This is a genomic window from Rheinheimera sp., assembly GCF_037442525.1.
Lineage (GTDB): Bacteria > Pseudomonadota > Gammaproteobacteria > Enterobacterales > Alteromonadaceae > Pararheinheimera.
Genome location: NZ_JBBIQD010000009.1, coordinates 139523 through 163699 on the forward strand (window position 1 = coordinate 139523; position 24177 = coordinate 163699).

Consider the following 24177-nt stretch of genomic DNA (forward strand, 5'->3'; position numbering starts at 1 on the left):
AAAATAACGGGTGTTAACCGGGCGCTTTCCGAGTTGATGAGTCACAGCATGATAAACAAAAACCTGCTCTGTTGGTTACTGCTGATCGGCTGCTGTCCGACTGTTGCATCGGAACATCTGAGTGATCATGAAGTGTTCTGTCAGGCAGATCCTGCTGTGGCCTGCCAGGAGTTTATTCAGCAGCATCTGAGCGCAGCAGAGCCGCAGTCGGCTGACTGGTTTAAAGTGAAAACTTACCAGTTGGATTATCTGTTTGATAAACAGCAGTTTAAGCCGCTTCTGGATGAAACGTCGGCCTTGCTGAAGCTGCAAAATCTGCCTCAGTCTATTGAGGTGCAGGTGTATTTTTACCATGCCAAAGCCTTGATCGCTGTTGGTCGCAGGGACGAAGCGCTGTTATTTGCCGATCAGGCGATGCAAATTCTCGAACAGATTTATCAAGTCTTTGGCGACCCGTTACGTATGGTGGAACTGGCTAATCTGCATTACAGCATGGGGCAAATGGCTCAGGCAAAACGCCTGCTGTTGCTGGCAGAAAGTGAGTTTCAGCGCAGCAAAGATCCGGTATTTCTGTTTGAGCTGAATTCGAACAAAGCCCTGTTGTCCGATATTGCCGGAAATTTTACCGAGTCTGCCAGCTTCAGAAAAATGGCGTTGGAGGCGATAGCGCCTTTGCAACACAATGGCAAAAATATTGTGGCTTACGGTAATTTGGGGCGCACTTACCAGTTGTTGGGCGACTACCCTCAAGCGGTGCATTACTACAGGGAATCTCTGAAATTTATAGAGCCAGAGCAGGATGTTCACCTTCTGGCGTTGTACCAGCTGAAAATTGCCGAGCTCTACAGCCAGCTCAATCAACGCAAAGCCGCTACCGAGTGGCTGGCGAGGGTGGATGTGAACCAGTTGTCGGTCAACCGACAGGACTTGTACCGGCAAGTAAAGATCTGGTGTCAACAAGATCAAAAGTGAAAAGAACAGCCCGCAGCCAGGTTGAAACGCGGGCTGAGGTCATCATTCCAAATTTTGCACCTGCTCCCGCATCTGCTCAATCAGCACCTTCAGCTCCACTGCTGTGTTGGTGATTTCGGTGCTGATGGCCTTGGACGACAGGGTGTTCGCTTCTCGGTTGAATTCCTGCATCATAAAGTCCAGCCGGCGGCCGACGGCGCCCCCTTGTTTGATGCTGTGACGGGTTTCTTTGATATGGGCGTCTAAGCGGTCCAATTCTTCAGCGACGTCGGATTTTTGCGCTAAAAAGGCCATTTCCTGTTCCAGGCGGTTCTGGTCCAGTTCGGCTTTGATTTCTTGCAGGCGGGCGACGATTTTGTCGCGTTGCCATTGCAGCGCTTGTGGCAAATGCTGGCGTAAGTTGCTGACATGGTTGGCAATTTGAGCCAGACGGTCTTGCAGCATTTGCTCAATGGCGGCACCTTCGCGGCCACGGCCGGCTAAAAAGTCGGTCAGGGCGGCGTCAAAGCCGGCCAGCAGTTCGGCCTGCAGGCTGTCGAGGTCGGATTCCTGGCTTTCCATCACGCCTGGCCAGCGCAGAATATCCAGCACATTCAGCTGGGCTTTGCTGCTCTGTTCCGCCAGTGAACTGGCCACTTTCATCAGCTGGCTGGCCAGTTGCTCGTTGATGGCCAGTTCACCAGTCGCGGCACTGGCACTGTACTTTAAATTCACTTCCAGCTTGCCACGGTTCAGCTTCTGACGCAGTTTGTCCCGCAGCAGGCCCTCAAGGCCACGGAACTGTTCGGGCAGACGGAAATAAGTCTCCAGATAACGCTGGTTCACAGAGCGGATTTCCCAGACGGCGTTGCCCCAACTGGCTTTAATTTCATGCCGGGCGTAGGCGGTCATGCTGTGGATCATAACAAGGTCCTGAAAATGAAAATAAAACCGAGTATACCCAGTTCACCTCAATTCCGCTAATGGATGGCATCGGGCCAGCGAAATCCCTATAATAAGGCACATTTTTCAGCTGACAGAGGCTCCATCATGCGTCCAAGTGGCAGAACTGCTGGTCAAATTCGTCCTATCTCGTTCACCCGTCAATTCACTGCTCATGCCGAAGGTTCGGTGCTGGTGGAGTTTGGAAATACCAAGGTTTTATGTACAGCTTCCGTTGAGGAAGGGGTGCCACGTTTTATGAAAGGCCAGGGCAAAGGCTGGATCACCGCTGAATACGGCATGTTGCCTCGCGCCACTCATACCCGTAATGACCGCGAAGCGGCTCGTGGTAAGCAATCTGGCCGCACCATGGAAATTCAGCGCCTGATAGGCCGTGCGCTGCGGGCGGCGGTGGATTTGTCCATTCTGGGCGAAAACACTATTACTTTTGACTGTGACGTCATTCAGGCCGACGGCGGCACCCGCACAGCCGCTATTACCGGTGCCTGTGTGGCTTTGGTGGACGCGCTGAACCATATGCGCAGCAAAGGTTTGATTAAAACCAACCCGTTAAAATACATGGTGGCGGCGGTTTCTGTGGGGGTGTACAAAGGCGAAGCTATTGCCGATCTGGAATACACCGAAGATTCAGCCGCTGATACCGACATGAACGTGGTGATGACCGAAACCGGCAAACTGATTGAAATTCAGGGCACAGCAGAAGCGGAGCCGTTCAGTTTCGACGAAATGCAGAACATGCTGGAACTGGCCCGCCATGCCATCCGTGAAATCATCGACGAACAGAAAAAAGTGTTGGCGTAAGAGGCAGTGATGAAAGCATTTCAGAAAGACTTTATTGAGTTTGCGTTATCGCGCCAGGTGCTGAAATTTGGCCAGTTCACCTTAAAGTCCGGCCGCACCAGCCCGTATTTCTTCAACGCTGGGTTGTTTAATACAGGTGGTGATTTGGCCCGGCTGGGTCGTTTTTATGCGGCAGCCCTGCAGGACGCCGGTGTGGAATTTGACCTGCTGTTTGGCCCGGCGTACAAAGGTATTCCTATTGCCACCACCACGGCGGTGGCGCTGTTTGATCATCATGGCAAAGACGTGCCTTATTGCTTTAACCGCAAAGAAGCCAAAACCCATGGTGAAGGGGGCAATCTGGTCGGCTCGCCGCTGCAAGGCCGGGTGATGCTGGTGGATGACGTGATCACCGCAGGCACCGCCATTCGCGAATCCATGCAGATTATTCAGCAGGCGGGGGCCCAACTGACTGGCGTATTAATTGCGCTGGACCGGCAGGAAAAAGGCAAAGGCGAGTTGTCGGCCATTCAGGAAGTGGAGCGTGATTTCAATACCAAAGTGGTGTCTATCATCAGCCTGAAAGATCTTATCCATTATTTGCAGGACAAACCTGAACTGGCAGTGCATCTGGATGCCGTTAAAGCTTACCGTGCCCAGTACGGTGTGAACTAAGGACAATCCATGACCAAACCCAATGGCAGCGGTTTAGGCCGGGTGCTGAAGGCGGCAGATTGCAGCCGCAAAGGCCTGGCTGCAGCCTGGATTAACGAAGCCGCCTTCCGACAGGAAGCGGCGCTGATCGTGCTGGCCTTGCCTTTTGCCTGGTATCTGGCGGCCGACTTTGCTCAGTTTGCCTTGCTGATGGGCGTTTGGTTGCTGGTGCTGATTGTCGAATTGCTGAATTCGGCCATCGAAGCCTTGACAGACCGGGTGAGCCTGGAGCGTCACGTGTTGTCTGGCCGTGCCAAGGATATGGGGTCGGCGGCTGTGAGTCTGGCGTTGCTTTTTGTTGCTTTGGTGTGGATTGGTGCCATCTGGCAGAAGTTTGCTTAATGGCTTTTGTGGTGAAAAAGGCGGGTGAACCCGCCTTTTTTAATGCCGTTACAGGGCAAAAATGCTGCGTTGCAGCAGCGCCCATTGATTCGGCCACTGCGCCGTCGGCAAACGTTCAAAGCCTGAGCGAACAAACTGCTGCAGTTTGCCTTCGCAAATGCCCAGCAGCAGGTTGGCTAAATCCCCTTCGTCCACACTGAAGCTTTTGCCTTCGCGCAGCTTGCGTTCGCGCAGGCATTGCTTCAGCTGAGTTTCCAGTTTTTCATACAAGGCACTGATGCGCTCCTGCAGTCGTTCCTGCTCGCCTTGTAAGGCATCGCCGGTCAGAATGCGGCAAATGCCCGGGTTTCGCTCAGCAAAAATCAACAGCAGCTGCATAATCAGCTCAATGCGTTGTTCGGTTTGTTTGTGTTCCTGCAAAATGGCATTGATGCGGGACAGCAGGGTGTCTTCAATAAAATCAATCAAGCCTTCAAACATCCGGGCTTTGCTGGGAAAGTGGCGGTACAGAGCCGCTTCTGACACCCCTACTTCCGCGGCCAGCGCTGCTGTGGTAATGCGCTGGCCGGCATGGCTTTGCAGCATCGCTGCCAAAGCTTGCAGAATATCTTCCTTGCGGTTGGTTTTTTTTATGGTCGCCATGCCAATCCCTGTCTGCTGTTAGCTGCGGCCTGAATGACCAAAACCACCTTCACCCCGCTCTGAGGCGTCAAAATCGCTGACCAGATTAAACTCGGCCTGCACCACAGGCATAAACACCAGCTGGGCAATACGCTCGCCTGGCTGAATGCTGAAGCCGTCCTGGCCACGGTTCCATACCGACACCATCAGCTGGCCCTGGTAGTCTGAATCAATTAAACCCACCAGGTTGCCAAGGACGATGCCATGTTTATGGCCCAGCCCGGAGCGCGGCAGAATAGTCGCACATAAATTGGCATCACCAATATGAATGGCAAGGCCGGTCGGGATTAAGGTGGTCTGGCCCGGTGCCAGTTCGACCACTGAATCCAGGCAAGCGCGTAAATCCAAGCCGGCAGAACCCGGGGTGGCGTAAGCTGGCAAAGGGAATTCGGTGCCAATGCGGGCGTCGAGAATTTTCAGGTCAATAGCTTTTTTCATTGTGAGTACCGCTTGTAAATCAAAGAAATCAGTTGCTCAGCCAGCTGGCTTTTCTCTTGTAATGCGAAGGCCTGTTCGCCGTCGGCCCAATAGGCGGTTAGAGCGTTTTGTTCGGCATTAAAGCCCTGGCCAGGCACCGACACATCGTTGGCGCAAATTAAATCCAGTTGTTTCTTTTGCAGTTTTTGTTTGGCGTAGTTCGCCACATCCTGGGTTTCTGCGGCAAAACCAACGGTAAATGGCCGGCTTTGGCGCAGGGCGGCTACGGCGGCAATAATGTCCGGGTTTTTTACCAACTGCAGGCTGATGCCTTCGTCGCTGGTTTTTTTCAGTTTTTGTTCTGCCACTTGGGCTACTTTGTAGTCAGCCACGGCGGCGCAGCCAATAAAAATGTGGCAGTTTGTGGCCAGAGCAAGCGCCTGCTGATACATCTCATCGGCACTTTGCACGTCAATACGCTGCACACCTGCTGGTGTTGGCAGGTTGACCGGGCCTGCAATCAGCTGAACTTTAGCGCCAAGCTCAGCGGCGGCCTGCGCCAACGCAAAGCCCATCTTGCCGGAGCTGTGGTTAGAAATATACCGCACCGGGTCTATGGCTTCCCGGGTTGGTCCGGCCGTGATGGTGACTGTCAGTCCTTGCAGCAGTTGCGGTTTCGGCTGAAAAAATTGTACGACTAATTCGGCCAGCTGCAGCGGCTCCAGCATGCGGCCTGGGCCGACATCCCCACAGGCCTGCTCACCGGCCGCCGGGCCCCAAATGTAAAAATGATGTTGCTTCAGCCTGTCTATATTGGCCTGGGTCGCTATATTTTTATACATCTGCTGGTTCATCGCCGGGGCTATCGCCACAGGGGCTGCGGTCGCCAGAATGCAGGTGCTGAGTAAATCGTTGGCCATGCCATGAGCAATGCGGGCAATGGTGTCGGCCGACGCCGGAGCCACCAGCACTAAATCGGCCCATTTGGCCAGTTCAATATGGCCCATCGCCAGTTCAGCCGCAGGGTCGAGCAGGCTGTGACTGACCGGGTTGCCGGATAAAGCCTGCAAAGTTAAAGGTGTAATAAATTCACGGGCGGCGTCGGTCTGGATCACCCGGACATCAGCGCCCCGTTCCTTTAAGCGGCGGATCAAGTCGGCACTTTTATAAGCAGCAATGCCGCCGGTAATGCCAAGCAGAATACGTTTATTGGCCAGGGCTAAGCTCATAACTGCGAGATTCTGAGGTGTTCATGGGGCCTTAAGATAACACGGAAAGTTAAAGGAAAACAAAACACAAAGGAGGTGTGTGATGGCAATTCGCGACTGGCCACAGAGTGAGCGGCCAAGGGAAAAATTGCTGCAGCAAGGGGCTGCTACTTTGTCTGACGGTGAACTGCTGGCGATCTTTTTACGTACAGGGGTGGCGGGACAAAATGCGGTGGAGCTGGCCCGCCAACTGTTGCAGGACTTTGGTGGTTTGCGGCCGTTAATGGCTGCAGGTGAAACTGAGTTTTGCCGGGGCAGAGGCTTAGGGCAGGCCAAGTATGTGCAGTTGCAGGCCGTGTTGGAATTAAGCCGGCGCTATTTATTACAAAGCCTGCAGCGTGACACTGTCTTTACCGAACCTGCGTTGGTGAAGAATTACCTGCTGCAAAGTCTGGCCGAACAAAAACGCGAAGTCTTTATGTTGCTGTATCTGGACAGTCAGCACCGGCTGATTTGCGCCGAGCCGTTATTTTTTGGCACGATCGACGCTTCTCCTGTGTATCCGCGTATTGTAGTTCAGAGTGCTTTAGCGCATAATGCCGCCGCCGTTATTTTGGCTCACAATCATCCATCCGGAGTTGCAGAGCCAAGCCGTGCTGACAGAGCCATAACCGAACGCCTGACTCAGGCGATGTCCCTTGTAGATATTAAGTTACTGGACCATTTTGTCGTCGGCGACGCGGAGGTTGTTTCCTTTGCTGAACGCGGCTGGCTGTGATGATCGGAAAGGATCCGCTCACGATCGTCGGAATCAAATACAGATTTGCCTTGAATTTGTTCAGGCTTTCGTGTATAAATTGCGCCCTTTCAGAAGTCCGGGGCATTCTTCTTGGCCAGAAGGATGAAAGAAGCTCGAGCTGAAGTTATTTTGGAGAAACATTGACATGTCTAGAGTGTGCCAAATCACTGGCAAAGGTCCGATGGTAGGTAACCGTCGTTCACACGCCAACAACGCGACTAAGCGTCGTTTCCTGCCAAACCTGCAAACTCACCGTTTCTGGGTTGAGAGCGAAAACCGCTTTGTAACTTTACGTTTATCTACTAAAGGTATGCGTATCATCGATAAAAATGGTATCGATGCAGTATTAGCTGACCTGCGTGCAAACGGTCAGAAGGTTTAAGGAAATAAATTATGCGCGATAAAATCCGTTTAGTTTCTTCTGCTGGTACTGGCTTTTTCTACACGACTGATAAGAACAAGCGTACTATGCCAGAAAAGATGGAAATCAAAAAATTCGATCCAAAAGTGCGTAAGCACGTGATTTTCAAAGAAGCGAAAATCAAATAATCGAACCCGATTTCAACAACAAGCCCGGCCTCAAGCCGGGTTTGTTGTTTTCTGCAGTCAGAAAAATGACAGCAGTGACAAGGGCGAGCACAGCGGGTACCCTGTCAGCAGAGATGCAGGAGCTGTGCTGATGATTCGATTATCCAAAACCAGCTGGAACAATGTCTTGATCTATGCCGTGCTGGTGCTGATTGGGCTTTTTGTGATTTTGCCTGAGTATTGGCAACGTGACGCTCAGAGTGCACCAACCCGTCTGGTGTCAGCCACTCAGACCTTATTGGCCTTACATTACCCGGCGCATCAGGTCGAACGGGCCGGGCCCGCGTGGCGGGTACAACCTGCGGTATTGTCGCAAGCGCAACTGCAACAATTAGTGGATGACTGGCAGCAGGGCAGCCTGGCGTCCCCGTCGCCACTCAATCCAATTCGGCCGGTATTGCGTTCAGAAGTGGCCGCCTGGCTGACCGGCAAACCCGCACAACAGCACTGGCAGCTGTATCAGGCACAAGAGCAGTGGTGGCTGAAGGCCGTGGACGCTGATCTTTGGTTCCGTCTGAGTGAGACTGAAGCTGAACAACTTTTTCCAACAGCAGTACGATAACTATGCCTGAATTACCAGAAGTTGAAGTGTCCCGGTTAGGGATCAGCCCGCATTTACAGCAACAGCGCATTGAACAGGTCCTGGTGCGTCAGCGCCAGTTACGCTGGCAGATCCCGGATGAAGTGCTGGCTATCAAAGACCAGCCTGTGCTGGACGTCAGTCGTCGCGCCAAGTATTTATTGATTCACTTACCTGCTGGTGAGCTGATTATTCATCTGGGCATGTCTGGCAATCTGAAAGTGTTACCGCAGGGGACCGCTGCAGGCAAACATGACCATGTGGATATTCTGTTGAGTTCAGGCCAGCTGCTCAGGCTGAATGACACCCGGCGTTTTGGTGCCGTGCTCTGGCAGGATAAAAACGCCGTGCATCAGTTGCTAGCTCATCTGGGGCCTGAGCCACTGCTACCGGATTTTACCGCTGAGCACTTGCTGCAGGCCTGCGGTAAACGTAGCAGCGCCATCAAACTGGTGCTGATGGACAATCAGGTGGTGGTGGGGGTTGGCAATATTTATGCGAATGAAGCCCTGTTTCAGGCCGGCATTCGCCCGACTATGCCAGCCAACCAGCTGACCTTGTCACAGGCCGAACGTGTGACCACTATCGTCAAACAGACCTTAGCGAAAGCCATTACTCAAGGCGGTACCACCTTAAAGGATTTCAGTCAGGTAGACGGCAAACCCGGTTATTTTGCGCAGCAATTGCTGGTGTATGGCCGAGGTGGGGAATGTTGTTTCAGCTGCAATACAGAGCTCAAAGAGATCCGCCTGGGCCAGCGCAGTACTGTCTACTGCCCACAATGCCAGCCGGAGTCTTAGGCCAAACAGCGGTTTCAGAAACGCCGTTTGGCCAGAATACGCCACTCCAGTCCCGACAACTCGCCCTGATCATGCAAAGCCTTGGTCAGGTCGATATGGATCATGGTACCGCGACTGCTGTGGCTGGATAACAAACGCACACCCAGGCCTATGCCATACAGGCTTTGGCCTGCAGAGTCTTCCGGCAAGGCCGGATTGCTGCCCCAGGTCCGGCCCCAGTCCGCAAAAGCGGCATAACCCACATCAAAGATCTGAGCGATGGACAGGGTACTGTAATAGCGGTATTCAGCAGTCGCCAGCGCCAGCCGCTCGCCGGTCTGGTAGTACAAAGGGTAAGCACGCATGCCGGTATCACCGCCCAGACTTAAACGCTGATCGCGGAATAAATCCTGACCATAGGCATAGGTCAGCTGCCCGACCAGGCTCTGGTGTTCGTCCAGCTGATGGATCCACATGGCATAACTGCTGATGAGCAACTGGTTTAACTCAGCTTGTTGTAACTGCTCGGCCTGCCATTGGCCAATCAGCAAATCAGTCGGGCTGAGTTGCCAGGCCTTATCGAGTGTCCCTTTGAGTGACCAGCCACTGTGCTCTGCACCCAGCCAGGGTTGAAACCAGCCCAGCCGCACACTGGCCTGCCAGCCTAAGTTAATGTCTTCCACCCGGTTAAACTGATAGACGTTGTAGAGTTGCCGGTAATCGGCTTCAACAAAGTGCCAGCTGAACCAAAACTGTGATAAGTCTCTGTCCTCTGGTTTACCGTAATCTGTGTACGCCGTGGTATCAAACTGCACCTGGTGTTGTTCTATGCCCAGGCTGATGCGCTGCACCCAGCGTTCTGCTTCCGCCACTTTCCAGCCCGAAGACAGTTGTAATAAGTCGAGGTTGCGCTGGTACTCATTAATTTCGTCACCGCGCAGATACTCATTCACATTTTCACTGTCGGCTTCCAGGTGAAATGCAAAAGCCCAGGGAGCATGCAGCCGGTAAAAGGGTTTTTCCAGCGCCAGTAAATAGGATTCGCCATCGGTTTTGTCAGCATACAGGGTATTCAGATTCCAGTGACTGCCAAATAGGTTTGGTGAACGGAAATTCACCAGGTAGCTCTGACGCTCGCTGTCGTTTTCATAATCCAGATTGATCTGGTTGCCGGTGCCAAACAGGTTGTCTTCGGCCAGACCCAATACGGTTTTGCTTTCACCTCCCTCGCGGGACAGCGATATATTCGGCAATAAAGACCAGTTGTCCCAAGTGTGAATGGTGACACTGACAGAGCCATCAGTGCAGTGTTCAGTGACCCGGACTTCGACTTTGCGCAAATAACGCCGGGTGCGCAACAAACGTTCAGTCTCCAGCAAGGCTTCCGCATCCAGTGGATCGCCGACCTGAAACAACACATCTTCCAGTATGGTGTCTGGTTTGGTGATTTTATGGGTGCGATTGGCCAGATGATGAAACCAGTAGACTTTGTCCGCGTTCAAATCAAACACATCTTCACTGTGGACACGAATGGCCCGAATGGGGAACCCCTGAAATTGCTGCAACTCGCTGTCAGCAGGCAATCGGGTACAGGCAGCAGAGTGTTGCTCTGCTGCCAAAGCAGCTTTACAGCCAAACCAAGCCATCCAGCACCACATTGCTGCCATCCGGAAGCGCATGGAGAACTCCTTTAGTGCGGCGGTTTTTACCCCGCCAATTTTTTTTGACCTTAGCCTGCCAGAGTGCATTTTGTAAAGTGGCTGTTTTTATTGAGATTTCCACTCCCTTAGAAATGCCTGGGCTGGTTCACTTAAGCTTAGCTCGCGTTGAGGGAAAGGGAACTGCACCCCTTCACGGTCAAAGGCAATTTTGATCTGTTCAAGCAAACTGGTCTTTAGCGCCAGATAATTTTCTTTGCGGGTCCAGACGGAAAACTGTAAATCCAGCGAAGATTCCGCAAAATTCAGAAAGCGGAAATCCGGTGCCGGTTCATCCAGACAGAGTGGGTGCTCATCCGCGACCTGCAGCAGAAGGTCCCGTACCTGACTGATCTGTTCTTTGTAGGCGACGCCCAACAACAGATCGAGCCGGCGGATCGGAAAGCGGGTCAGGTTGGTCACTTCGGTTTTGATCAGGCTTTCATTGGGGATACGTACAAAGAGGTTATCCGGGGTGCGGATTTTCACCGACAATAAATCAATAGACAGTATTTCTCCTGTGGTGGTGCCCACTTTGATGGTGTCTCCAATCTGAAATGGCTGCTCACCAATTAAAAACAAGCCACTGATCAGATTCGAAACTGAGGTCTGAGAGGCGAACCCCAGAGCCACCGACAATACTCCGGCTGCACCGAGCAGCACACCCAGGTTAAAACCCAGTTGCTTTAAGGCTGTGGCAATAAACAGTGCCAGCACCAGCCAGTACAGCAGACGTTTGACCAGGGTGGCATGATGGGGGCTGAACTTTTTCAGACTCAGTTTAAAGGCGGCTTTGGACAACAGGCTGGCTGCGGCAAAACCAACAATCGCCAACAGGGTGGCGCGCAGTAACGGCAGGACATTCGACGAGCCGACGTAACTCCACAACGAATCGATCGACATCAGTTGCGCTCCTTCTGGTTAAATAAACCGCTGAATACCCGAAACAGCCCCTGCGTTTCAAAGTGGTGCCTGGCTTTGCACAGTCTGACGGTCGTGTCGTCTCCGGGGGCTTGTTGCCGGTGAATCGTCAGGCGTGACAGTTCGGCATTGTCCTGGTGATCAATATGCACCTGATCGGTCCAGAGTGAGCCATCACTCAAGCCGTACAAGGCTAAAAACGGCAGGGGCAGGCTGAGTTTTTCAATACTCATCATCTGATTGGAACTGTTTTTCACCCGAATAGGTGTGATGGCCCGGTGTGCCCGGCTGGGTAATTCGTCTTTGCTGTGTCTGGCCTGAGTTTTGTCGGCATAACAGAGTTCACCTGTTTGTGTGTTGGGCCCGAACCAGGTGTCGGATAACAGCTGGGTTGGAATATCCTGCAGGACAATATCGGGTTGTTTCAGTTCAAGCCGGATCAGCACTGGGCTGCTGATATAAAAGGTCATTTCTTGGGCGGCGGGCAGATACACAGGCTGATGGGTTTTGATCACCACAGGTCTGTCCAGCAATTGGGGAGTTAAACAAAACTGCAGCGGCTCGTCGGCAAACACATAGCGGCTGAAGGTCTGATGGGCGGGCCAATGCGGCAAATAACAGGCCTGTGCAAGGTTTTGTTCTGGGGTGCTCAGGCGTTCGGTATGCAGACGCCATTCCCCGGTTTTCCGTTGTAAGTAGAGGCAGAGCGGGCCTATCTGCAGTCGGGCTATCTGTTCATGATTCAGTGTCTGCGCCTGCCACCAGGGGCTTTGCGAATCCAACCACATAAAAAATCCCGTTAAGTTGAGGTTCAGTGCGTTAAAGCGTAAAATAATGCGCGTTTTTCATCGACTCAGCAATGAGTTAACCCATAACCCCTGAAGGAGAGTCCGTTTTATGGACGTGCCCAGTCACAGGCCTGGCCTGAATTCAACTCAACAATTATTTATCTGGTTGTAGTGACTGGTTCCTGGCCTCACGACAACCCCTAGTCTGAGGTAATTATGGAACTACTGGTATTGATCCATTTGTTACGGGCGGCGCTGGAAAGCGGCGACTATGCCGGTTTGACCGATAAGCTGGCCGATATTCACCCGGCCGATTTAGCGGCCGCCCTGGCTGAGTTTTCTCCGGCTCATCAGTGGCAACTGCTGAACCTGTGCTCTTTGGCCCGGCAAGCTGAAATTTTTGTGTATTTACCACTGGAACAGCAGGTGGAGCTGGCTCACAGTGTCAGCCGCGCCCGTTTTACCCCCCTGATCCGGCAGATGTCGTCGGATGAACGGGCGGATTTGTTTAATAAATTCTCTGATGAGCAGAAACAAGCCCTGTTGCCTGCGCTGGCTCAGGCTGAGCGCGACGATATTCTGAGCCTGTCGTCCTATTCAGAGGGCACAGCTGGCGCCATTATGAGTTCTGACTACGCCATGTTGTCACCGCACCTGACCGTCAGTGAAGCCATTGACGTGCTGCGTCACGAAGCGCCAGACAAAGAAACCATTTACTTGTCTTATGTGGTCGATGAAAAGCGCAAACTGATTGGCGCTTTGTCGTTACGGGAGTTGATCCTGGCGCCGACCTCGGCGCTGATTGATGAGGTCATGAAACACGATCCTATCCAGGTGCGGGTGGACAGTTTGCAAGAAGAGGTGGCCACACTGATCGCCCGTTACGACTTATTGGCGATTCCGGTGGTGAACCAGCAAGGCCAGTTGGTTGGCATTGTCACGCACGACGATGCGATGGATGTTGCCGCGGCGGAGGCGACCGAAGATTTTCACAAAACAGCGACTATCGGCAAACTTGAAGGCAGTGTCAAAGAAGCCAAAATAAGCCTGTTGTACCGCAAGCGGGTGGTGTGGCTGGTGGTGCTGGTGTTTGGCAATATTTTTTCCGGGGCAGGCCTTGCGCTGTTTGAGCAGGTGATTTCCCAGCACATAGCGCTGCTGTTCTTCCTGCCGTTGCTGATTGCCAGCAGTGGCAATGCCGGTGCCCAGTCAGGCACACTGATGGTGCGGGCTTTGGCGACTGGGGATGTGAAGCTGCGGGACTGGGGCAAAATGCTGGGCAAAGAAGTGCTGATTGCCGGGTTGTTGGGCCTGACCATGGCGATTGCCGTCTCTGGCCTTGGTTTCTGGCGTGGTGGAGCCGACATCAGTGTGGTGGTGGCTTCGACCATGCTGCTGGTGGTGCTGATTGGCAGCCTAATTGGGTTGTCGTTGCCGTTTTTACTCAGCCGGTTTGGTATGGACCCGGCCACGGCCAGCGGTCCTTTGATCACTTCTATTGCCGATGTCGCCGGCGTGGTGATTTATTTCTCGATTGCCAGTTGGTATCTTGAGCTGGCGCTATAAAGTGCTGGCTCCACTTCCGTTCATAGTCAAAAAGTTTTAACCATCCGGATTGTCCGGTCAGAAAAAAGCCGTTATAGTGCGCGGCGAACCAAGGGGTGCGAAAGCTGAGACGCCAACAGGCGAACCCTTAGAACCTGATCCGGATCATACCGGCGGAGGGATGGTGCGAACCTCATTTCCTTTTGCTCTGGTGATCCTACGTTTTTCTGATTTCACTGGAGTAAGTCACAAATGCGTAGATTATCCCATCTATTCATTGCGTTAAGCGCAGTCAGCTGTGTTTTTGTTCAGGCCGACGACAGCGTGGTTGAAACCATCGAAGTGAAAGGCGACTTTCGCAGCCAGCCACTCAACAAAATCCCAGGCAGTATTGCCGTTTTTACCGATGCAGAAATACAGCGCCAGAATGCCCAGCATCTGGACGATTTGTTGCAGCAGGCCGCCAATCTGAATTTTTCCGCCGGTGCGTCCCGTGGCCGTTTTTTGCAGGTCCGGGGGGTCGGCGAACGCAGCGAGTTTGTTGACAGCATTAACCCGTCGGTAGGTGTGCTGATTGACGGCATGGATTACTCCGTTTTGGGGGGCAGTTCGCTGTTTGATCTGGAGCAGGTGGAAGTGTTCCGCGGTCCTGAGGCAACCCGTTTTGGTGCCAATGCCATGGCCGGTATGCTGAATCTGCAATCCCGCCGGGCTGATTTCGAACCGAGTGGCGAACTGGCGGCGACCATCGCCAATTATGACAGCCTGCAACTCAGTGCCGCTTATGGTCAGGGTCTGACTGACAGGCTGGCTTTCCGGCTGGCTGTGGACCACCAGCAGTCGGACGGCTTTATCAACAATACCTACCTGCAGCGCGACGATACCAACAATATTGACGAAACCACCGCCAAACTGGCGTTTCGTTATCTGGCGACAGAACAGCTGACGCTGGATTGGGTGAACCATATCCGTGATTTGAACAACGGCTACGATGCCTTTTCGCTGGACCGCAACCGCACCACTTTGTCAGACCAACCCGGACAGGATCAGCAGCGCAGCAAAGGCTCGATGCTCAGTGCCGATTACACAGGTCTGAGGGTGGGCCGCCTGCACAGCCAACTGAGTTATATTTCGGCTGACACCGACTATGGTTTTGATGAAGACTGGAGTTATGAGGGTATTCACCCGGATGGCTACAGCACTACAGATCGCTATTTACGTGAGCGTTCACTCTGGAGTGCGGAACAGCGGCTGGTCAGCTCAGGCGATCATCAGTGGGTGGCCGGTTGGTACCACAGTCAGCAGCGTGCTGATTTAGAGCGGCAGTTCTGGGATTGGGATGTCTGGGCGCCAGCGCAGTTTTCCAGTCATTTTGAGCGCAAAAACAGTGCGTTGTTTGGTGAGCTGAGCCTGGCTCTGGCTTCGGACTTGGAGCTGACCTTAGGAGGTCGCGCCGAGCGTTATCAGGACCAGTACAGTGACAGCAAAGGCGTCACGCGGCAGGACGACGACTGGATGTTTGGCGGCAAGGCCAGCCTGAGTTACCAGCTGAGCGACAGAGCCAGCCTGTATGGCCTGGTGTCGCAAGGTTACAAAGCGGGTGGGGTGAACGGTGAAGCCTTAGGCAAAGCCGATGCGACCGGTTCTGCAGCCCTGGCTGACTATTTACGTGAACGCGCCAGCTTTGCCCCGGAAACCTTGCTGAATACCGAGTTTGGTGTCAAAGCCAGTAACGCTGAGCAGACTCTGGTGAGCCGGGTCGCGCTTTTTGCCATGTGGCGCGACGATATGCAGGTCAACAGTTGGGTCACGCGTGACCAGATGTTTATCGGCTTTATCGACAATGCGGCCTCTGGCCGCAATTATGGTCTGGAGCTGGAAAGCCGCTATCAGGCCCGGCCAGACTGGACCTTGTACGGTACGCTCGGGTTATTAAAGAGTGAAATCCGTGGTTTTGTTACCGAAGCAGGGCTGGATAAAACCGGTCGTGATCAGGCGCACGCACCTGGCTATCAGTATCAACTGGGGTCTGAGTGGCAACTGGCCGCCGACTGGAGCCTGAATCTGGCAGTGCAAAGCAAAGCGGCGTTTTATTACTCCGACAGCCATGATGCCCGTTCAGAGCAGATGCATCTGCTGAACCTGCGGCTGCAATACCAGCTGGAACAATGGCAGTTTGCCCTGTGGTGCCGCAACGCGCTGGATGAGGACTATGGGGTACGTGGCTTCTATTTTGGCAATGATCCGCGTGACGGCTACACCGAACATAGCTATGAACAACTGGGAGAACCGCGCCGTATAGGTTTAAGCGCCCGTTATCAGTTCTGAGGAGAAACAGATGAAGTTATCCATTGAAATCAGTAAGTACCCACTGACCGAAAACTACATTGAGCCGATTAAAGGCTTTATTGAGTTGCTGAACCAAAAGCCGGAACTGCATCTGATCACCAATACCCTGAGCACTCAGGTGTTTGGTGACTATGACCAGGTGATGGCGGCACTATCAGAAGGGATCCGCTGGTCCTTTGAACGTTATGGCAAAGTGGTGTTTGTGGTGAAGTTCCTGCACGGTGATCTGCGGCCATGACCGCACTCTGGCAGCAGCTGTTTGCCGATATGGCGCTGATGACCCAGCTGGAACTGCTGGCGGTGCTGTCTGCCCTGGCCTATGTGCTGCTGGCTCTGAAACAGAGCTTATGGTGCTGGCCGGCAGCACTGCTTAGCACTTTGCTGTACAGCCATATTATGTGGCATTCGGCACTGCTGTCCGATGCGTTGCTGCAGATTTATTATGCCGGTATGGCGCTGTACGGCTGGTATCACTGGCGACGGCTGCAACAGCAGCCAGGCCAGCCCAGAGGCATGACGGAGTGGAGCTGGTCAGTGCATGCCAGGCTGATTGGCCTGACGGCCAGTGCAGGTGTAGTGTTGGGCTACCTGATGAGCCGCTATACTCAGGCAGATTTTGCCTGGGTGGATGCGCAAACGACCACCTTCAGCGTGATGGCCACCTTTCTGGTGGCCCGAAAAGTGGTGTCAAACTGGTTGTATTGGCTGGTCATTGATGCGGTGTGTATTTACGTCTATATCGAAAAACACCTGTATTTCACGACTGCACTTTTTGTACTCTACACCCTGATTGCATTGGCTGGGTTTTTCTTATGGCGACAGAGTTACCGGCAACAACAGCAGCTGGCCTGATTTGGGCTTTGTGCCAGCGCCTGGAGTTTTTTGCAGAGCACCAGCCCGTGCGCTTGCAGCAACTGACCTTTGGTCAATTAACCCAAACCTTTCAAGTGCAGACTGACAAAGGTGTGTATGCGGTGCGGCACTATGCAGACTCTGTGCGACCTGTCCGTCGCCAGCAGGAACTGCGCTGCCAGCATGCTGCGGCAGCAGCCGGACTGGCACCAGCGCCTTTGTGTCTGAATAACCATCAGCGTATGTTGGTTTGCGAGTTCTTAGCCGAGGCCTGCCACCTTGAGCTGCATTGGCTGCAGCAGCACCTCACTCAAAGTGTTTCGCGGCTGGTGACTTTGCATCAACTCAGTGTGCAAACCCCGCAGCTCGACCCATGGCTCTATTTGCACCAGTTAAAGCAGCAACTGGCTGTCAAACTTTGTGCTGCGGACCAGATGTTGTATCAGCAGTTGCTTGACGTGGCTCGGCAGTTGCAGTTTTTCCCAGCGGATACAGGGTTATGCCATATGGATTTGAATCAGGCCAATCTGTTGTTGGCAGAGGACAGGGTCTGGTTGATTGATTTCGAATATTGTCAGCTGGCCGATGTTTGTTTTGATTTGGCCAGCCTGAGTTGGAACTTTGCGTTAAATATGCAGCAAGAGCAGCAATTGCTGGGGTTGTATTGCCAATTACGCGGCTGGCAGGCAGGCAGGGTTGGTGGCAAGAAGTATCAGTTAGTCAAACAACTGACTTTGGGTTTTGCCTGGTTATGGTATCTGGCGGAACAGCAGCAGAACCAGGACCCGCGCCATCAAGAGGCTGCAACAACCACCAGGTGGCAGTTGTTGCAGTTGCTGTCACAAACCGCCTAAGCGCTCTGCCAGAATTTTGTAGCGTTTAACGTCGTCTTCTTCAAACAGCGGTTTGCCTTCACCGTCCTTATCACAGGGGACCAGTAAGTTTTCACGCGCCAGCCGCTCGACCCGGATATCCTGAATACCGAGAAACTCAGCGACTTGTGCTACGGTCATTGTTGCCATTGTTTTGTTTCCTGCCCTATTAACCAAGAATCATTGTATGTCTGTTTTACACAGAACGCTCAGAGGCGTGATCACAGTTTTACTGTGTTTTCACAGAGCAGACAACCGGATCACTCAGATTTCGTTACAATTTTATGTGTGGCGCCTGGTGAAGCCTGTGTTAGATTTTTGTGATCATCCTTCTGTCAGGACCTTCGTATGCGCAACCCACCTTTAGTCAGCCTTGTGTTGGCATGTTTATTTTCAGGAACAGCTATGGCCGCACAAGCACCACAAGCTCAAACCAAAGCCTATGAGGTTGACTCCCCGTATGGCAAACGCTCAGACCCTTACTACTGGCTGCGTGATGACAGCCGGCAAAACCCGGAGATGCTGGCGTACCTGAATGCTGAAAATCAGTATTTTCAGCAAATGACAGCCAATCAGAAAACTCTGGTGGATCAGCTGGATAAAGAAATTGTCGGCCGTATCAAACAAGATGACAGCTCTGTGCCTTATGACAAAGGGGATTACACCTATTACACCCGTTTTGAAACCGGTCAGCAGTACCCGATTTATGCACGTAAGCCAAAAGCCGGTGGTGTAGAACAAATCCTGCTGGATGTAAATAAACTGGCTGAGGGCAAAGACTTTTATCAGATAGGTAACTGGGAGGTCAGCCCGGATCAGCGGACGCTCGCCTATATGGAAGACTTAAATGGCCGTCGCCAGTACAACCTGAAATTCCGCGATTTGACAACAGGCAAAGACTTACCGGACCAGATCCCTGGTTTGTCGGCATCTATTGCCTGGGCTGCCGACAATAAAACGGTGTTTTATATCGAAAACGACCCTGTGACTTTGCTGAGCACCAAGGTGAAAAAGCATCAGCTGGGGACGGACGCCAGCAAAAACCCTGTGGTGTATGAAGAAAAAGACAACAGTTTTTATATGGGGGTCGGAACCAGCAGCGATAACGCTTATGTGGTGATCGGTCTGGAAAGTACAGTCTCGAATGAATTCCGGGTGTTGCCTGCGGCCACCCCGGACGGAAAATTCCAGCTGCTGGCACCACGTCAGCGTGACTTCAAATACGACGCTGATCATCAGGCCGGACGTTGGGTGATCCGCACCGACTGGCAGGCGCCGAACTACCGTCTGATGACTGTGGCGGATAAAGACATTGGCGACCGCACCAAGTGGCAGTCATTATTGGCACATGACGATGGCATTTTTATCGAAAGCTTTCAGCTGTTTGATCAGTACCTGGCCATTAACGAGCGCAGTGAGGGTTTAAGCCGGATCCGGGTTTTGCCCTGGAAAGACCTGAGCAAAGCCACTTATGTGGCGTCCGATGAAGCCTCTTATGTGGCAGATTTTGAGATCAACCCGGAACAAAACACCCATTGGCTGCGGTATAACTACAGTTCACTGACCACACCCAACAGCGTGTACAAAGTGAATATGAAGACCGGTGAGCGGGTGCTGCTGAAACAGCAGGAAGTGTTGGGTGGTTTCGACAAATCGCACTACAAGACGGACAGAGTCTGGGCTCTGGCTAAAGATGGCAGCAAAATTCCGGTATCCTTGTTGTACAAAAAGGACTTTAAGCGTGATGGCACTGCACCTTTGTACCAATACGCCTACGGCTCTTATGGCAACTCGATGGACCCCTATTTCCGTTCGACAGTGTTGTCGCTGGTGGACCGGGGTTTTGTCTATGCCATTGCCCATATCCGTGGTGGCCAGGAAATGGGACGGCATTGGTATGAGCAGGGTAAGTTGCTGAATAAAATCAATACCTTTACTGATTATATTGCGGTGACCGATTATCTGGTTGCAGAAAAGTATGCGGCCAAAGATAAAGTCTTTGGTATGGGGGGCAGCGCTGGTGGTTTGCTGATGGGGGCGGTGGCCAATATGGCACCAGAGAAATACCGAGGTCTGGTGGCACATGTGCCTTTTGTCGATGTCGTGACCACTATGCTGGATGAATCAATCCCGCTGACCACCAATGAATTTGATGAATGGGGCAACCCGAAGCAACAAGCCTATTACGACTATATGCTGTCCTATTCCCCTTATGATCAGCTGAAAAAACAAGCCTATCCGGCCATGCTGGTCACCACGGGGTTGCATGATTCCCAGGTTCAGTATTTTGAACCGGCCAAGTGGGTTGCCAAGTTACGTACCCTGAAAACAGATAACAACCCTTTGTTATTTAAGATCAATATGGAAGCTGGCCATGGTGGAAAATCCGGACGTTTTGCCCGCTTGCATGAAACAGCGCAGGAATACGCTTTCATTTTATCTTTGCTGAACCAGCCAGGTTCTTAGTGGTGATGATGAAACCGCAGCCTGTGCCGGGCTGCGGTTTTTTTGCCATTTTTCCCCCTTGGGCTTAAACAGCCGCAAATTGACCTCAATTCCCTGCCTGTGCTGGTAGACAAAGTTTTTACTGCTCTGTATAACAATATGACTTAGCTGAATTTTTTGTTCTGTCATGAAGTGGACAGAATTATCAGCTATGGTTTTTAGTGCAGTCACATAATAACCATAATTCAGGTAACGCTTATGAAAGCATCCGGCATGTCCCTGGCCTTGTATAACAACTTTTTAGGTCAGGCTCCTAACTGGTACAAACTCACCATCATCGTTTTTTTACTGATCAACCCGATACTCTTTATTCAGAACCCATACCTGGCTGGTTGGGCTTTGGTTGTCGAGTTTATTTTTACACTGGCCATGGCGCTGAAATGTTACCCCTTGCAGCCTGGTGGCTTGCTGACGCTGCAGGCTGTGGCTATGGGTATGACCAGCACCCACAAAGTGATGCATGAAGTGTCGGTCAATATTGAAGTGATTTTATTACTGGTGTTTATGGTCGCCGGTATTCACTTTGTGAAAGACCTGCTGTTGTTTGTGTTTACTAAATTACTGATCCGGGTGCGCTCGAAAACAACCTTATCGTTGGCCTTTGTCTGTATGGCGGCCTTTTTGTCAGCTTTCCTCGACGCGCTGACCGTGGTGGCGGTGATTATTGCGGTGGGCATCGGATTTTATGCCATCTACCACAAAATTTCGTCTGGCAAGAAATTCCAGGACCCGCACAACCACAACGAAGACAACGAAGTGCATGAACTGTCGCGGGCGGATCTGGATGCGTTTCGTGGCTTTTTACGCAACCTGCTGATGCATGCCGGTGTAGGGACTGCCTTGGGTGGTGTGTCGACCATGGTCGGCGAGCCGCAAAACCTGATTATTGCCGAAGCCGTGGGCTGGGATTTCGCTGAGTTTGCGTTGCGTATGGCATCTATCAGTGTGCCCGTTTTACTGGCTGGTTTAGTCACCTGTTTTGTGCTGGAGAAAATGCGCTGGTTTGATTTTGGTGTGCGTTTGCCGCAGCCGGTGCAGGATGTCCTTATTGCTTATGACAACTACCAGACCGAACGTATGACCAGTTCGGACATCAGCAAACTGTGGGTGCAGGGGCTGATTGCCGTGATCCTGATCCTTTGCCTGAGCCTGCATCTGGCTTCTGTGGGTCTGATAGGTCTGATGGTGATTATTCTGGCGACAACCTTTTGTGGTGTTACCGACGAGCATCAATTGGGGAAAGCCTTTCAGGAAGCTTTGCCTTTCACCTCGCTGCTGGTGGTGTTTTTTGCCGTGGTGGCGGTCATTATTGACCAGCACCTGTTTAAACCTGTGATTGACTGGGTTCTGACCTTTGACGGTCAGAATCAACTGGCCATGCTATTCCTGGCCAATGGTGCCTTGTCGATGGTCAGTGACAACGTATTCGTTGGGACAGTGTATATCAATGAAGTGAAGGCAGCATGGCAGTCTGGCCAGATCAGCCGTGAGCAGTTTGAATTGCTGGCGATTGCGATTAACTCAGGTACCAACCTGCCAAGTGTTGCGACCCCAAATGGTCAGGCAGCATTTCTGTTCCTGCTGACCAGCGCTTTGGCCCCGCTTATTCGGCTGTCCTATATGAAAATGGTCTGGATGGCGTTGCCTTATACGCTGGTGCTGACCCTGGTTGGCCTGGCAACAACAGTGCTGGTATTGCCTGAAGTGACCCAGTGGATGTATGCCAATGGCTGGATCCATCACTTTGATCCTGCCGCCGTCGTCAGTCCGGCATCCGGCCATTAAATCCTGAAGGAGGCAACCGTCGTTGCCTCCTGCTTTTGTCCCGCTTCATGGCGCAGCAGTCCGGTTTGGCTGGACAGGCTGCAGGCTGGCAGGTATAACATTCTGAAATTTATGATCATACTGGACTGATTGATTTCAGCCCGCCTCGTTGCGCGCTGCTTTGGTCGTTTTCCTGGATCCATCAGTGCATTCAGGCCTCCATAAGGACGCAAATCGATGATTGAACTGCTGTTGCTGGTCTTGCTCCCCTTGCTTGGGGTGCTGGTCCCTGTGTTCTGCCGCCATTGGTCCCGCAGCTCCTGCGCTATGGCTACGGCTGTACTTCCGTTTGCTGCATTAGCGTTGGTGTTGCAGCTGGCCCCAGCGGTGTTTGCCGGTGATACCTTGTTGCTTCATCTGCCATGGGCGCAAGCTTTGGGATTGCTGATCAGCCTGCGGCTGGACGGTCTGTCTTTGCTCTTTGTGCTGCTCATCCTCGGTATGGGACTGTTGGTGATTTTGTATGCCCGCTATTACCTGGCTGAAAAAGACTCCATGCCACGTTTTTATGCCTTTTTGTTGTTGTTTATGGCGGCCATGCTTGGGGTGGTCCTGTCCAATAACCTGATCCAGCTGTGGGTGTTCTGGGAGCTCACCAGCATCAGCTCATTTCTGCTGATTAGTTACTGGTGGCACAGAGCCGACGCCCGCCTGGGGGCGCGGATGGCGTTGGCCATTACCGGCTTTGGTGGGCTGGCACTGCTGGCTGGGGTGTTATTGCTCGGACAGGTGTTAGGCAGCTACCAACTGGATGTGGTGCTGGGTAAAGCGGCACAACTGCAGCAAAGCAACTGGTATCCGTTAATACTGGTGCTTATACTGCTTGGGGCTTTTACGAAATCTGCACAGTTTCCGTTTCATTTCTGGCTGCCCAATGCGATGGCAGCACCCACACCTGTCAGTGCTTATCTGCATTCAGCCACTATGGTGAAAGCCGGTATCTTCCTGCTGGCGCGTTTATACCCGCTGTTGGCGGGGTCGGACTTATGGTTTTTGCTGGTGACCCTGACCGGGCTGACCACTTTGTTGGTCGGTGCTTACCTGGCCTTGTTCCAACATGATTTAAAAGGCCTATTGGCTTATTCCACCATTTCACATTTGGGGCTTATTACCCTGTTGTTGGGGCTGGATACTGATCTGGCGACTGTGGCCGCTATTTTCCATATTATGAACCACGCCATCTTCAAAGCGTCGTTGTTTATGGCGGCCGGTATTATTGATCACGAATCCGGTTCGCGGGACATGCGTAAACTGAACGGGCTCTGGCAGTTTATGCCTGTGACCGCCACACTGGCGATGGTGGCGTCGGCTTCGATGGCTGGAGTACCGCTGCTGAACGGTTTCCTGTCCAAAGAAATGTTTTTTGCTGAGACCCTGCACCAGGACGTGCTTGGTGCCTTGTCCTGGCTGATCCCTGTGTTGGCCACAGTGGCGGCTATTTTATCTGTCGCTTATTCGGCGCGTTTTATTCATGACGTGTTTTTTAATGGTCAACCCAGAGGTTTGCCTAAAACGCCCCACGAGCCTCCCCGTTACATGAGGGTGCCAGTGGAGGTTCTGGTAGCCCTCTGCATCCTGGTTGGGGTGGTACCGCACTATGTGGTGGGTGATTTATTGGCTGTTGCCTCAGTGGCAGCCCTGGCCGGGCCTTTGCCACACTACAGTTTGTCCATTTGGCACGGTTTTAACTTGCCCCTGCTGATGAGTATGGTGGCGCTGGTGCTGGGGATTTGTCTCTATGCCAACCGGAAGCATCTGTTTCGTTTTCAGGCTGAAATTCCCAGCCTGAATGCGTTAACCTTATTTGATCAATGGTTCCGTCAGTGGGTGAGCAAGGCACAGCGCCTGCATCAACGCATTGAAAATGGTGAACTGCAGACCTATCTGAGTTGGTTATTGATGCTGATGGTGCTGATGCTGCTGTTGCCATTACAGCAAATGGGGCAATTTAAAGGACTGAAGCCAGAGCTGCCAGCGGATCCGCTGATGTTTATTGCGGTTTTGGTGGCTGCCGTGGCTGCC

The 24177-nt window shown here is 52.5% G+C and carries 25 protein-coding genes and 1 riboswitch; of the genes, 17 read left to right on the plus strand and 8 right to left on the minus strand.

Annotated elements, in window-relative coordinates:
* Positions 1-48: 48 nt before the first annotated feature.
* The gene (locus WKJ03_RS13720; RefSeq protein ID WP_337842787.1) at positions 49-972 is read left to right on the plus strand and encodes a tetratricopeptide repeat protein; all 924 of its coding nucleotides are present in this window, start codon (positions 49-51) and stop codon (positions 970-972) included.
* A 42-nt stretch (positions 973-1014) separates the two neighbouring features.
* Here the strand turns inward: WKJ03_RS13720 and WKJ03_RS13725 are convergent, their stop codons facing one another.
* The gene (locus WKJ03_RS13725) at positions 1015-1875 is read right to left on the minus strand and encodes a YicC/YloC family endoribonuclease (protein ID WP_337842788.1); all 861 of its coding nucleotides are present in this window, start codon (positions 1873-1875) and stop codon (positions 1015-1017) included.
* A 126-nt stretch (positions 1876-2001) separates the two neighbouring features.
* Between WKJ03_RS13725 and rph the strand changes: the two genes are divergently transcribed.
* The 3 genes from rph to WKJ03_RS13740 are packed head-to-tail and all read left to right on the plus strand — an operon-like array spanning position 2002 to position 3750.
* Complete coding sequence (rph, locus tag WKJ03_RS13730; RefSeq protein WP_337842789.1) at positions 2002-2715, plus strand: ribonuclease PH; 714 nt, start codon at positions 2002-2004, stop codon at positions 2713-2715.
* Positions 2716-2724: 9 nt separating this feature from the next.
* The gene (pyrE, locus tag WKJ03_RS13735; protein WP_337842790.1) at positions 2725-3369 is read left to right on the plus strand and encodes an orotate phosphoribosyltransferase; all 645 of its coding nucleotides are present in this window, start codon (positions 2725-2727) and stop codon (positions 3367-3369) included.
* Positions 3370-3378: 9 nt separating this feature from the next.
* On the plus strand, positions 3379-3750 hold the full coding sequence (locus WKJ03_RS13740) for a diacylglycerol kinase (RefSeq protein ID WP_337842791.1): 372 nt from the start codon (positions 3379-3381) through the stop codon (positions 3748-3750).
* Between the two features lie 48 nt (positions 3751-3798).
* Here the strand turns inward: WKJ03_RS13740 and slmA are convergent, their stop codons facing one another.
* From slmA to coaBC, 3 genes are read right to left on the minus strand one after another with little or no spacing between them, the layout of a single operon-like run.
* Entirely contained in the window at positions 3799-4392 is a 594-nt protein-coding gene (slmA, locus tag WKJ03_RS13745; RefSeq protein ID WP_337842792.1) for a nucleoid occlusion factor SlmA, read from the minus strand.
* A gap of 18 nt (positions 4393-4410) precedes the next feature.
* Positions 4411-4869, minus strand: coding sequence for a dUTP diphosphatase (gene dut, locus WKJ03_RS13750; protein ID WP_337842793.1), 459 nt, complete (start codon positions 4867-4869; stop codon positions 4411-4413).
* Positions 4866-6077 carry a bifunctional phosphopantothenoylcysteine decarboxylase/phosphopantothenate--cysteine ligase CoaBC gene (coaBC, locus tag WKJ03_RS13755; protein ID WP_337842794.1) on the minus strand — a complete coding sequence of 404 codons (1212 nt, stop codon included), beginning with the start codon at positions 6075-6077 and terminating at the stop codon, positions 4866-4868. Before coaBC ends, dut begins: the two co-directional genes overlap by 4 nt.
* An 82-nt stretch (positions 6078-6159) precedes the next feature.
* Between coaBC and radC the strand changes: the two genes are divergently transcribed.
* The 5 genes from radC to mutM all read left to right on the plus strand — a co-directional run bounded on the left by radC (position 6160) and on the right by mutM (position 8823).
* A complete protein-coding gene (radC, locus tag WKJ03_RS13760; RefSeq protein WP_337842795.1) occupies positions 6160-6834 on the plus strand; it encodes a DNA repair protein RadC in 675 nt (224 codons plus the stop codon).
* A gap of 166 nt (positions 6835-7000) precedes the next feature.
* On the plus strand, positions 7001-7237 hold the full coding sequence (gene rpmB, locus WKJ03_RS13765; protein ID WP_337842796.1) for a 50S ribosomal protein L28: 237 nt from the start codon (positions 7001-7003) through the stop codon (positions 7235-7237).
* 11 nt (positions 7238-7248) lie between these two features.
* The gene (rpmG, locus tag WKJ03_RS13770) at positions 7249-7404 is read left to right on the plus strand and encodes a 50S ribosomal protein L33 (protein WP_031566726.1); all 156 of its coding nucleotides are present in this window, start codon (positions 7249-7251) and stop codon (positions 7402-7404) included.
* 130 nt (positions 7405-7534) lie between these two features.
* Positions 7535-8005 (plus strand): hypothetical protein, encoded by a 471-nt coding sequence (locus WKJ03_RS13775; protein ID WP_337842797.1) that lies wholly within the window; start codon positions 7535-7537, stop codon positions 8003-8005.
* A gap of 2 nt (positions 8006-8007) precedes the next feature.
* A complete protein-coding gene (gene mutM / locus WKJ03_RS13780) occupies positions 8008-8823 on the plus strand; it encodes a bifunctional DNA-formamidopyrimidine glycosylase/DNA-(apurinic or apyrimidinic site) lyase (RefSeq protein WP_337842798.1) in 816 nt (271 codons plus the stop codon).
* Between the two features lie 14 nt (positions 8824-8837).
* Here mutM and WKJ03_RS13785 read toward each other — a convergent pair whose 3' ends face one another.
* The 3 genes from WKJ03_RS13785 to WKJ03_RS13795 all read right to left on the minus strand — a co-directional run bounded on the left by WKJ03_RS13785 (position 8838) and on the right by WKJ03_RS13795 (position 12208).
* On the minus strand, positions 8838-10481 hold the full coding sequence (locus WKJ03_RS13785; RefSeq protein WP_337842799.1) for a hypothetical protein: 1644 nt from the start codon (positions 10479-10481) through the stop codon (positions 8838-8840).
* Between the two features lie 87 nt (positions 10482-10568).
* On the minus strand, positions 10569-11402 hold the full coding sequence (locus tag WKJ03_RS13790; RefSeq protein WP_337842800.1) for a mechanosensitive ion channel family protein: 834 nt from the start codon (positions 11400-11402) through the stop codon (positions 10569-10571).
* Complete coding sequence (locus WKJ03_RS13795) at positions 11402-12208, minus strand: DUF432 domain-containing protein (RefSeq protein WP_337842801.1); 807 nt, start codon at positions 12206-12208, stop codon at positions 11402-11404. The genes WKJ03_RS13790 and WKJ03_RS13795 overlap by 1 nt, the downstream gene beginning before the upstream one ends.
* Before the next feature lie 216 nt (positions 12209-12424).
* Between WKJ03_RS13795 and mgtE the strand changes: the two genes are divergently transcribed.
* From mgtE to WKJ03_RS13820, 5 genes are all read left to right on the plus strand, one after another.
* Entirely contained in the window at positions 12425-13774 is a 1350-nt protein-coding gene (mgtE, locus tag WKJ03_RS13800; RefSeq protein ID WP_337842802.1) for a magnesium transporter, read from the plus strand.
* A gap of 81 nt (positions 13775-13855) precedes the next feature.
* A riboswitch (TPP riboswitch) is annotated at positions 13856-13952 on the plus strand.
* Positions 13953-14005: 53 nt separating this feature from the next.
* The gene (locus tag WKJ03_RS13805) at positions 14006-16081 is read left to right on the plus strand and encodes a TonB-dependent receptor (RefSeq protein ID WP_337842803.1); all 2076 of its coding nucleotides are present in this window, start codon (positions 14006-14008) and stop codon (positions 16079-16081) included.
* A 10-nt stretch (positions 16082-16091) separates the two neighbouring features.
* The gene (locus tag WKJ03_RS13810) at positions 16092-16340 is read left to right on the plus strand and encodes a hypothetical protein (protein WP_337842804.1); all 249 of its coding nucleotides are present in this window, start codon (positions 16092-16094) and stop codon (positions 16338-16340) included.
* Positions 16337-16954: a nicotinamide riboside transporter PnuC gene (pnuC, locus tag WKJ03_RS13815; protein WP_337842805.1), complete on the plus strand. Its 618-nt coding sequence runs from the start codon at positions 16337-16339 to the stop codon at positions 16952-16954. The genes WKJ03_RS13810 and pnuC overlap by 4 nt, the downstream gene beginning before the upstream one ends.
* Positions 16915-17808, plus strand: coding sequence for a phosphotransferase (locus WKJ03_RS13820; protein WP_337842806.1), 894 nt, complete (start codon positions 16915-16917; stop codon positions 17806-17808). Before pnuC ends, WKJ03_RS13820 begins: the two co-directional genes overlap by 40 nt.
* On the opposite strand, the gene WKJ03_RS13825 is transcribed toward WKJ03_RS13820, so the two are convergent.
* Positions 17794-17976 carry a helix-turn-helix domain-containing protein gene (locus tag WKJ03_RS13825; RefSeq protein ID WP_337842807.1) on the minus strand — a complete coding sequence of 61 codons (183 nt, stop codon included), beginning with the start codon at positions 17974-17976 and terminating at the stop codon, positions 17794-17796. The two genes, WKJ03_RS13820 and WKJ03_RS13825, sit on opposite strands and share 15 nt — an antisense overlap.
* A 255-nt stretch (positions 17977-18231) precedes the next feature.
* On the opposite strand from WKJ03_RS13825, the gene WKJ03_RS13830 reads away from it, so the two are divergent.
* The 3 genes from WKJ03_RS13830 to WKJ03_RS13840 form a co-directional block, all read left to right on the plus strand.
* Positions 18232-20292 (plus strand): S9 family peptidase, encoded by a 2061-nt coding sequence (locus WKJ03_RS13830; protein WP_337842808.1) that lies wholly within the window; start codon positions 18232-18234, stop codon positions 20290-20292.
* Positions 20293-20529: 237 nt separating this feature from the next.
* Positions 20530-22116, plus strand: coding sequence for a sodium/proton antiporter NhaB (gene nhaB / locus WKJ03_RS13835; RefSeq protein ID WP_337842809.1), 1587 nt, complete (start codon positions 20530-20532; stop codon positions 22114-22116).
* A gap of 216 nt (positions 22117-22332) precedes the next feature.
* The coding region (locus tag WKJ03_RS13840) for a proton-conducting transporter membrane subunit (RefSeq protein ID WP_337842810.1) at positions 22333-24177 on the plus strand (1845 nt) is incomplete at its 3' end.

What these genes read in the sequence shown, in the direction of transcription:
- nhaB (WP_337842809.1), top strand. Translation starts at nt 20,530, where the DNA reads ATGAAAGCATCCGGCATGTCCCTGGCCTTGTATAACAACTTTTTAGGT.
- slmA (WP_337842792.1), bottom strand. Translation starts at nt 4,392, where the DNA reads ATGGCGACCATAAAAAAAACCAACCGCAAGGAAGATATTCTGCAAGCT.
- rpmB (WP_337842796.1), top strand. Translation starts at nt 7,001, where the DNA reads ATGTCTAGAGTGTGCCAAATCACTGGCAAAGGTCCGATGGTAGGTAAC.
- pyrE (WP_337842790.1), top strand. Translation starts at nt 2,725, where the DNA reads ATGAAAGCATTTCAGAAAGACTTTATTGAGTTTGCGTTATCGCGCCAG.
- WKJ03_RS13790 (WP_337842800.1), bottom strand. Translation starts at nt 11,402, where the DNA reads ATGTCGATCGATTCGTTGTGGAGTTACGTCGGCTCGTCGAATGTCCTG.
- WKJ03_RS13810 (WP_337842804.1), top strand. Translation starts at nt 16,092, where the DNA reads ATGAAGTTATCCATTGAAATCAGTAAGTACCCACTGACCGAAAACTAC.
- pnuC (WP_337842805.1), top strand. Translation starts at nt 16,337, where the DNA reads ATGACCGCACTCTGGCAGCAGCTGTTTGCCGATATGGCGCTGATGACC.
- mgtE (WP_337842802.1), top strand. Translation starts at nt 12,425, where the DNA reads ATGGAACTACTGGTATTGATCCATTTGTTACGGGCGGCGCTGGAAAGC.
- radC (WP_337842795.1), top strand. Translation starts at nt 6,160, where the DNA reads ATGGCAATTCGCGACTGGCCACAGAGTGAGCGGCCAAGGGAAAAATTG.
- WKJ03_RS13825 (WP_337842807.1), bottom strand. Translation starts at nt 17,976, where the DNA reads ATGGCAACAATGACCGTAGCACAAGTCGCTGAGTTTCTCGGTATTCAG.
- rpmG (WP_031566726.1), top strand. Translation starts at nt 7,249, where the DNA reads ATGCGCGATAAAATCCGTTTAGTTTCTTCTGCTGGTACTGGCTTTTTC.
- WKJ03_RS13775 (WP_337842797.1), top strand. Translation starts at nt 7,535, where the DNA reads ATGATTCGATTATCCAAAACCAGCTGGAACAATGTCTTGATCTATGCC.
- mutM (WP_337842798.1), top strand. Translation starts at nt 8,008, where the DNA reads ATGCCTGAATTACCAGAAGTTGAAGTGTCCCGGTTAGGGATCAGCCCG.
- WKJ03_RS13805 (WP_337842803.1), top strand. Translation starts at nt 14,006, where the DNA reads ATGCGTAGATTATCCCATCTATTCATTGCGTTAAGCGCAGTCAGCTGT.
- rph (WP_337842789.1), top strand. Translation starts at nt 2,002, where the DNA reads ATGCGTCCAAGTGGCAGAACTGCTGGTCAAATTCGTCCTATCTCGTTC.
- WKJ03_RS13785 (WP_337842799.1), bottom strand. Translation starts at nt 10,481, where the DNA reads ATGCGCTTCCGGATGGCAGCAATGTGGTGCTGGATGGCTTGGTTTGGC.
- WKJ03_RS13740 (WP_337842791.1), top strand. Translation starts at nt 3,379, where the DNA reads ATGACCAAACCCAATGGCAGCGGTTTAGGCCGGGTGCTGAAGGCGGCA.
- WKJ03_RS13720 (WP_337842787.1), top strand. Translation starts at nt 49, where the DNA reads ATGATAAACAAAAACCTGCTCTGTTGGTTACTGCTGATCGGCTGCTGT.
- WKJ03_RS13830 (WP_337842808.1), top strand. Translation starts at nt 18,232, where the DNA reads ATGGCCGCACAAGCACCACAAGCTCAAACCAAAGCCTATGAGGTTGAC.
- coaBC (WP_337842794.1), bottom strand. Translation starts at nt 6,077, where the DNA reads ATGAGCTTAGCCCTGGCCAATAAACGTATTCTGCTTGGCATTACCGGC.
- dut (WP_337842793.1), bottom strand. Translation starts at nt 4,869, where the DNA reads ATGAAAAAAGCTATTGACCTGAAAATTCTCGACGCCCGCATTGGCACC.
- WKJ03_RS13795 (WP_337842801.1), bottom strand. Translation starts at nt 12,208, where the DNA reads ATGTGGTTGGATTCGCAAAGCCCCTGGTGGCAGGCGCAGACACTGAAT.
- WKJ03_RS13725 (WP_337842788.1), bottom strand. Translation starts at nt 1,875, where the DNA reads ATGATCCACAGCATGACCGCCTACGCCCGGCATGAAATTAAAGCCAGT.
- WKJ03_RS13820 (WP_337842806.1), top strand. Translation starts at nt 16,915, where the DNA reads ATGGCGACAGAGTTACCGGCAACAACAGCAGCTGGCCTGATTTGGGCT.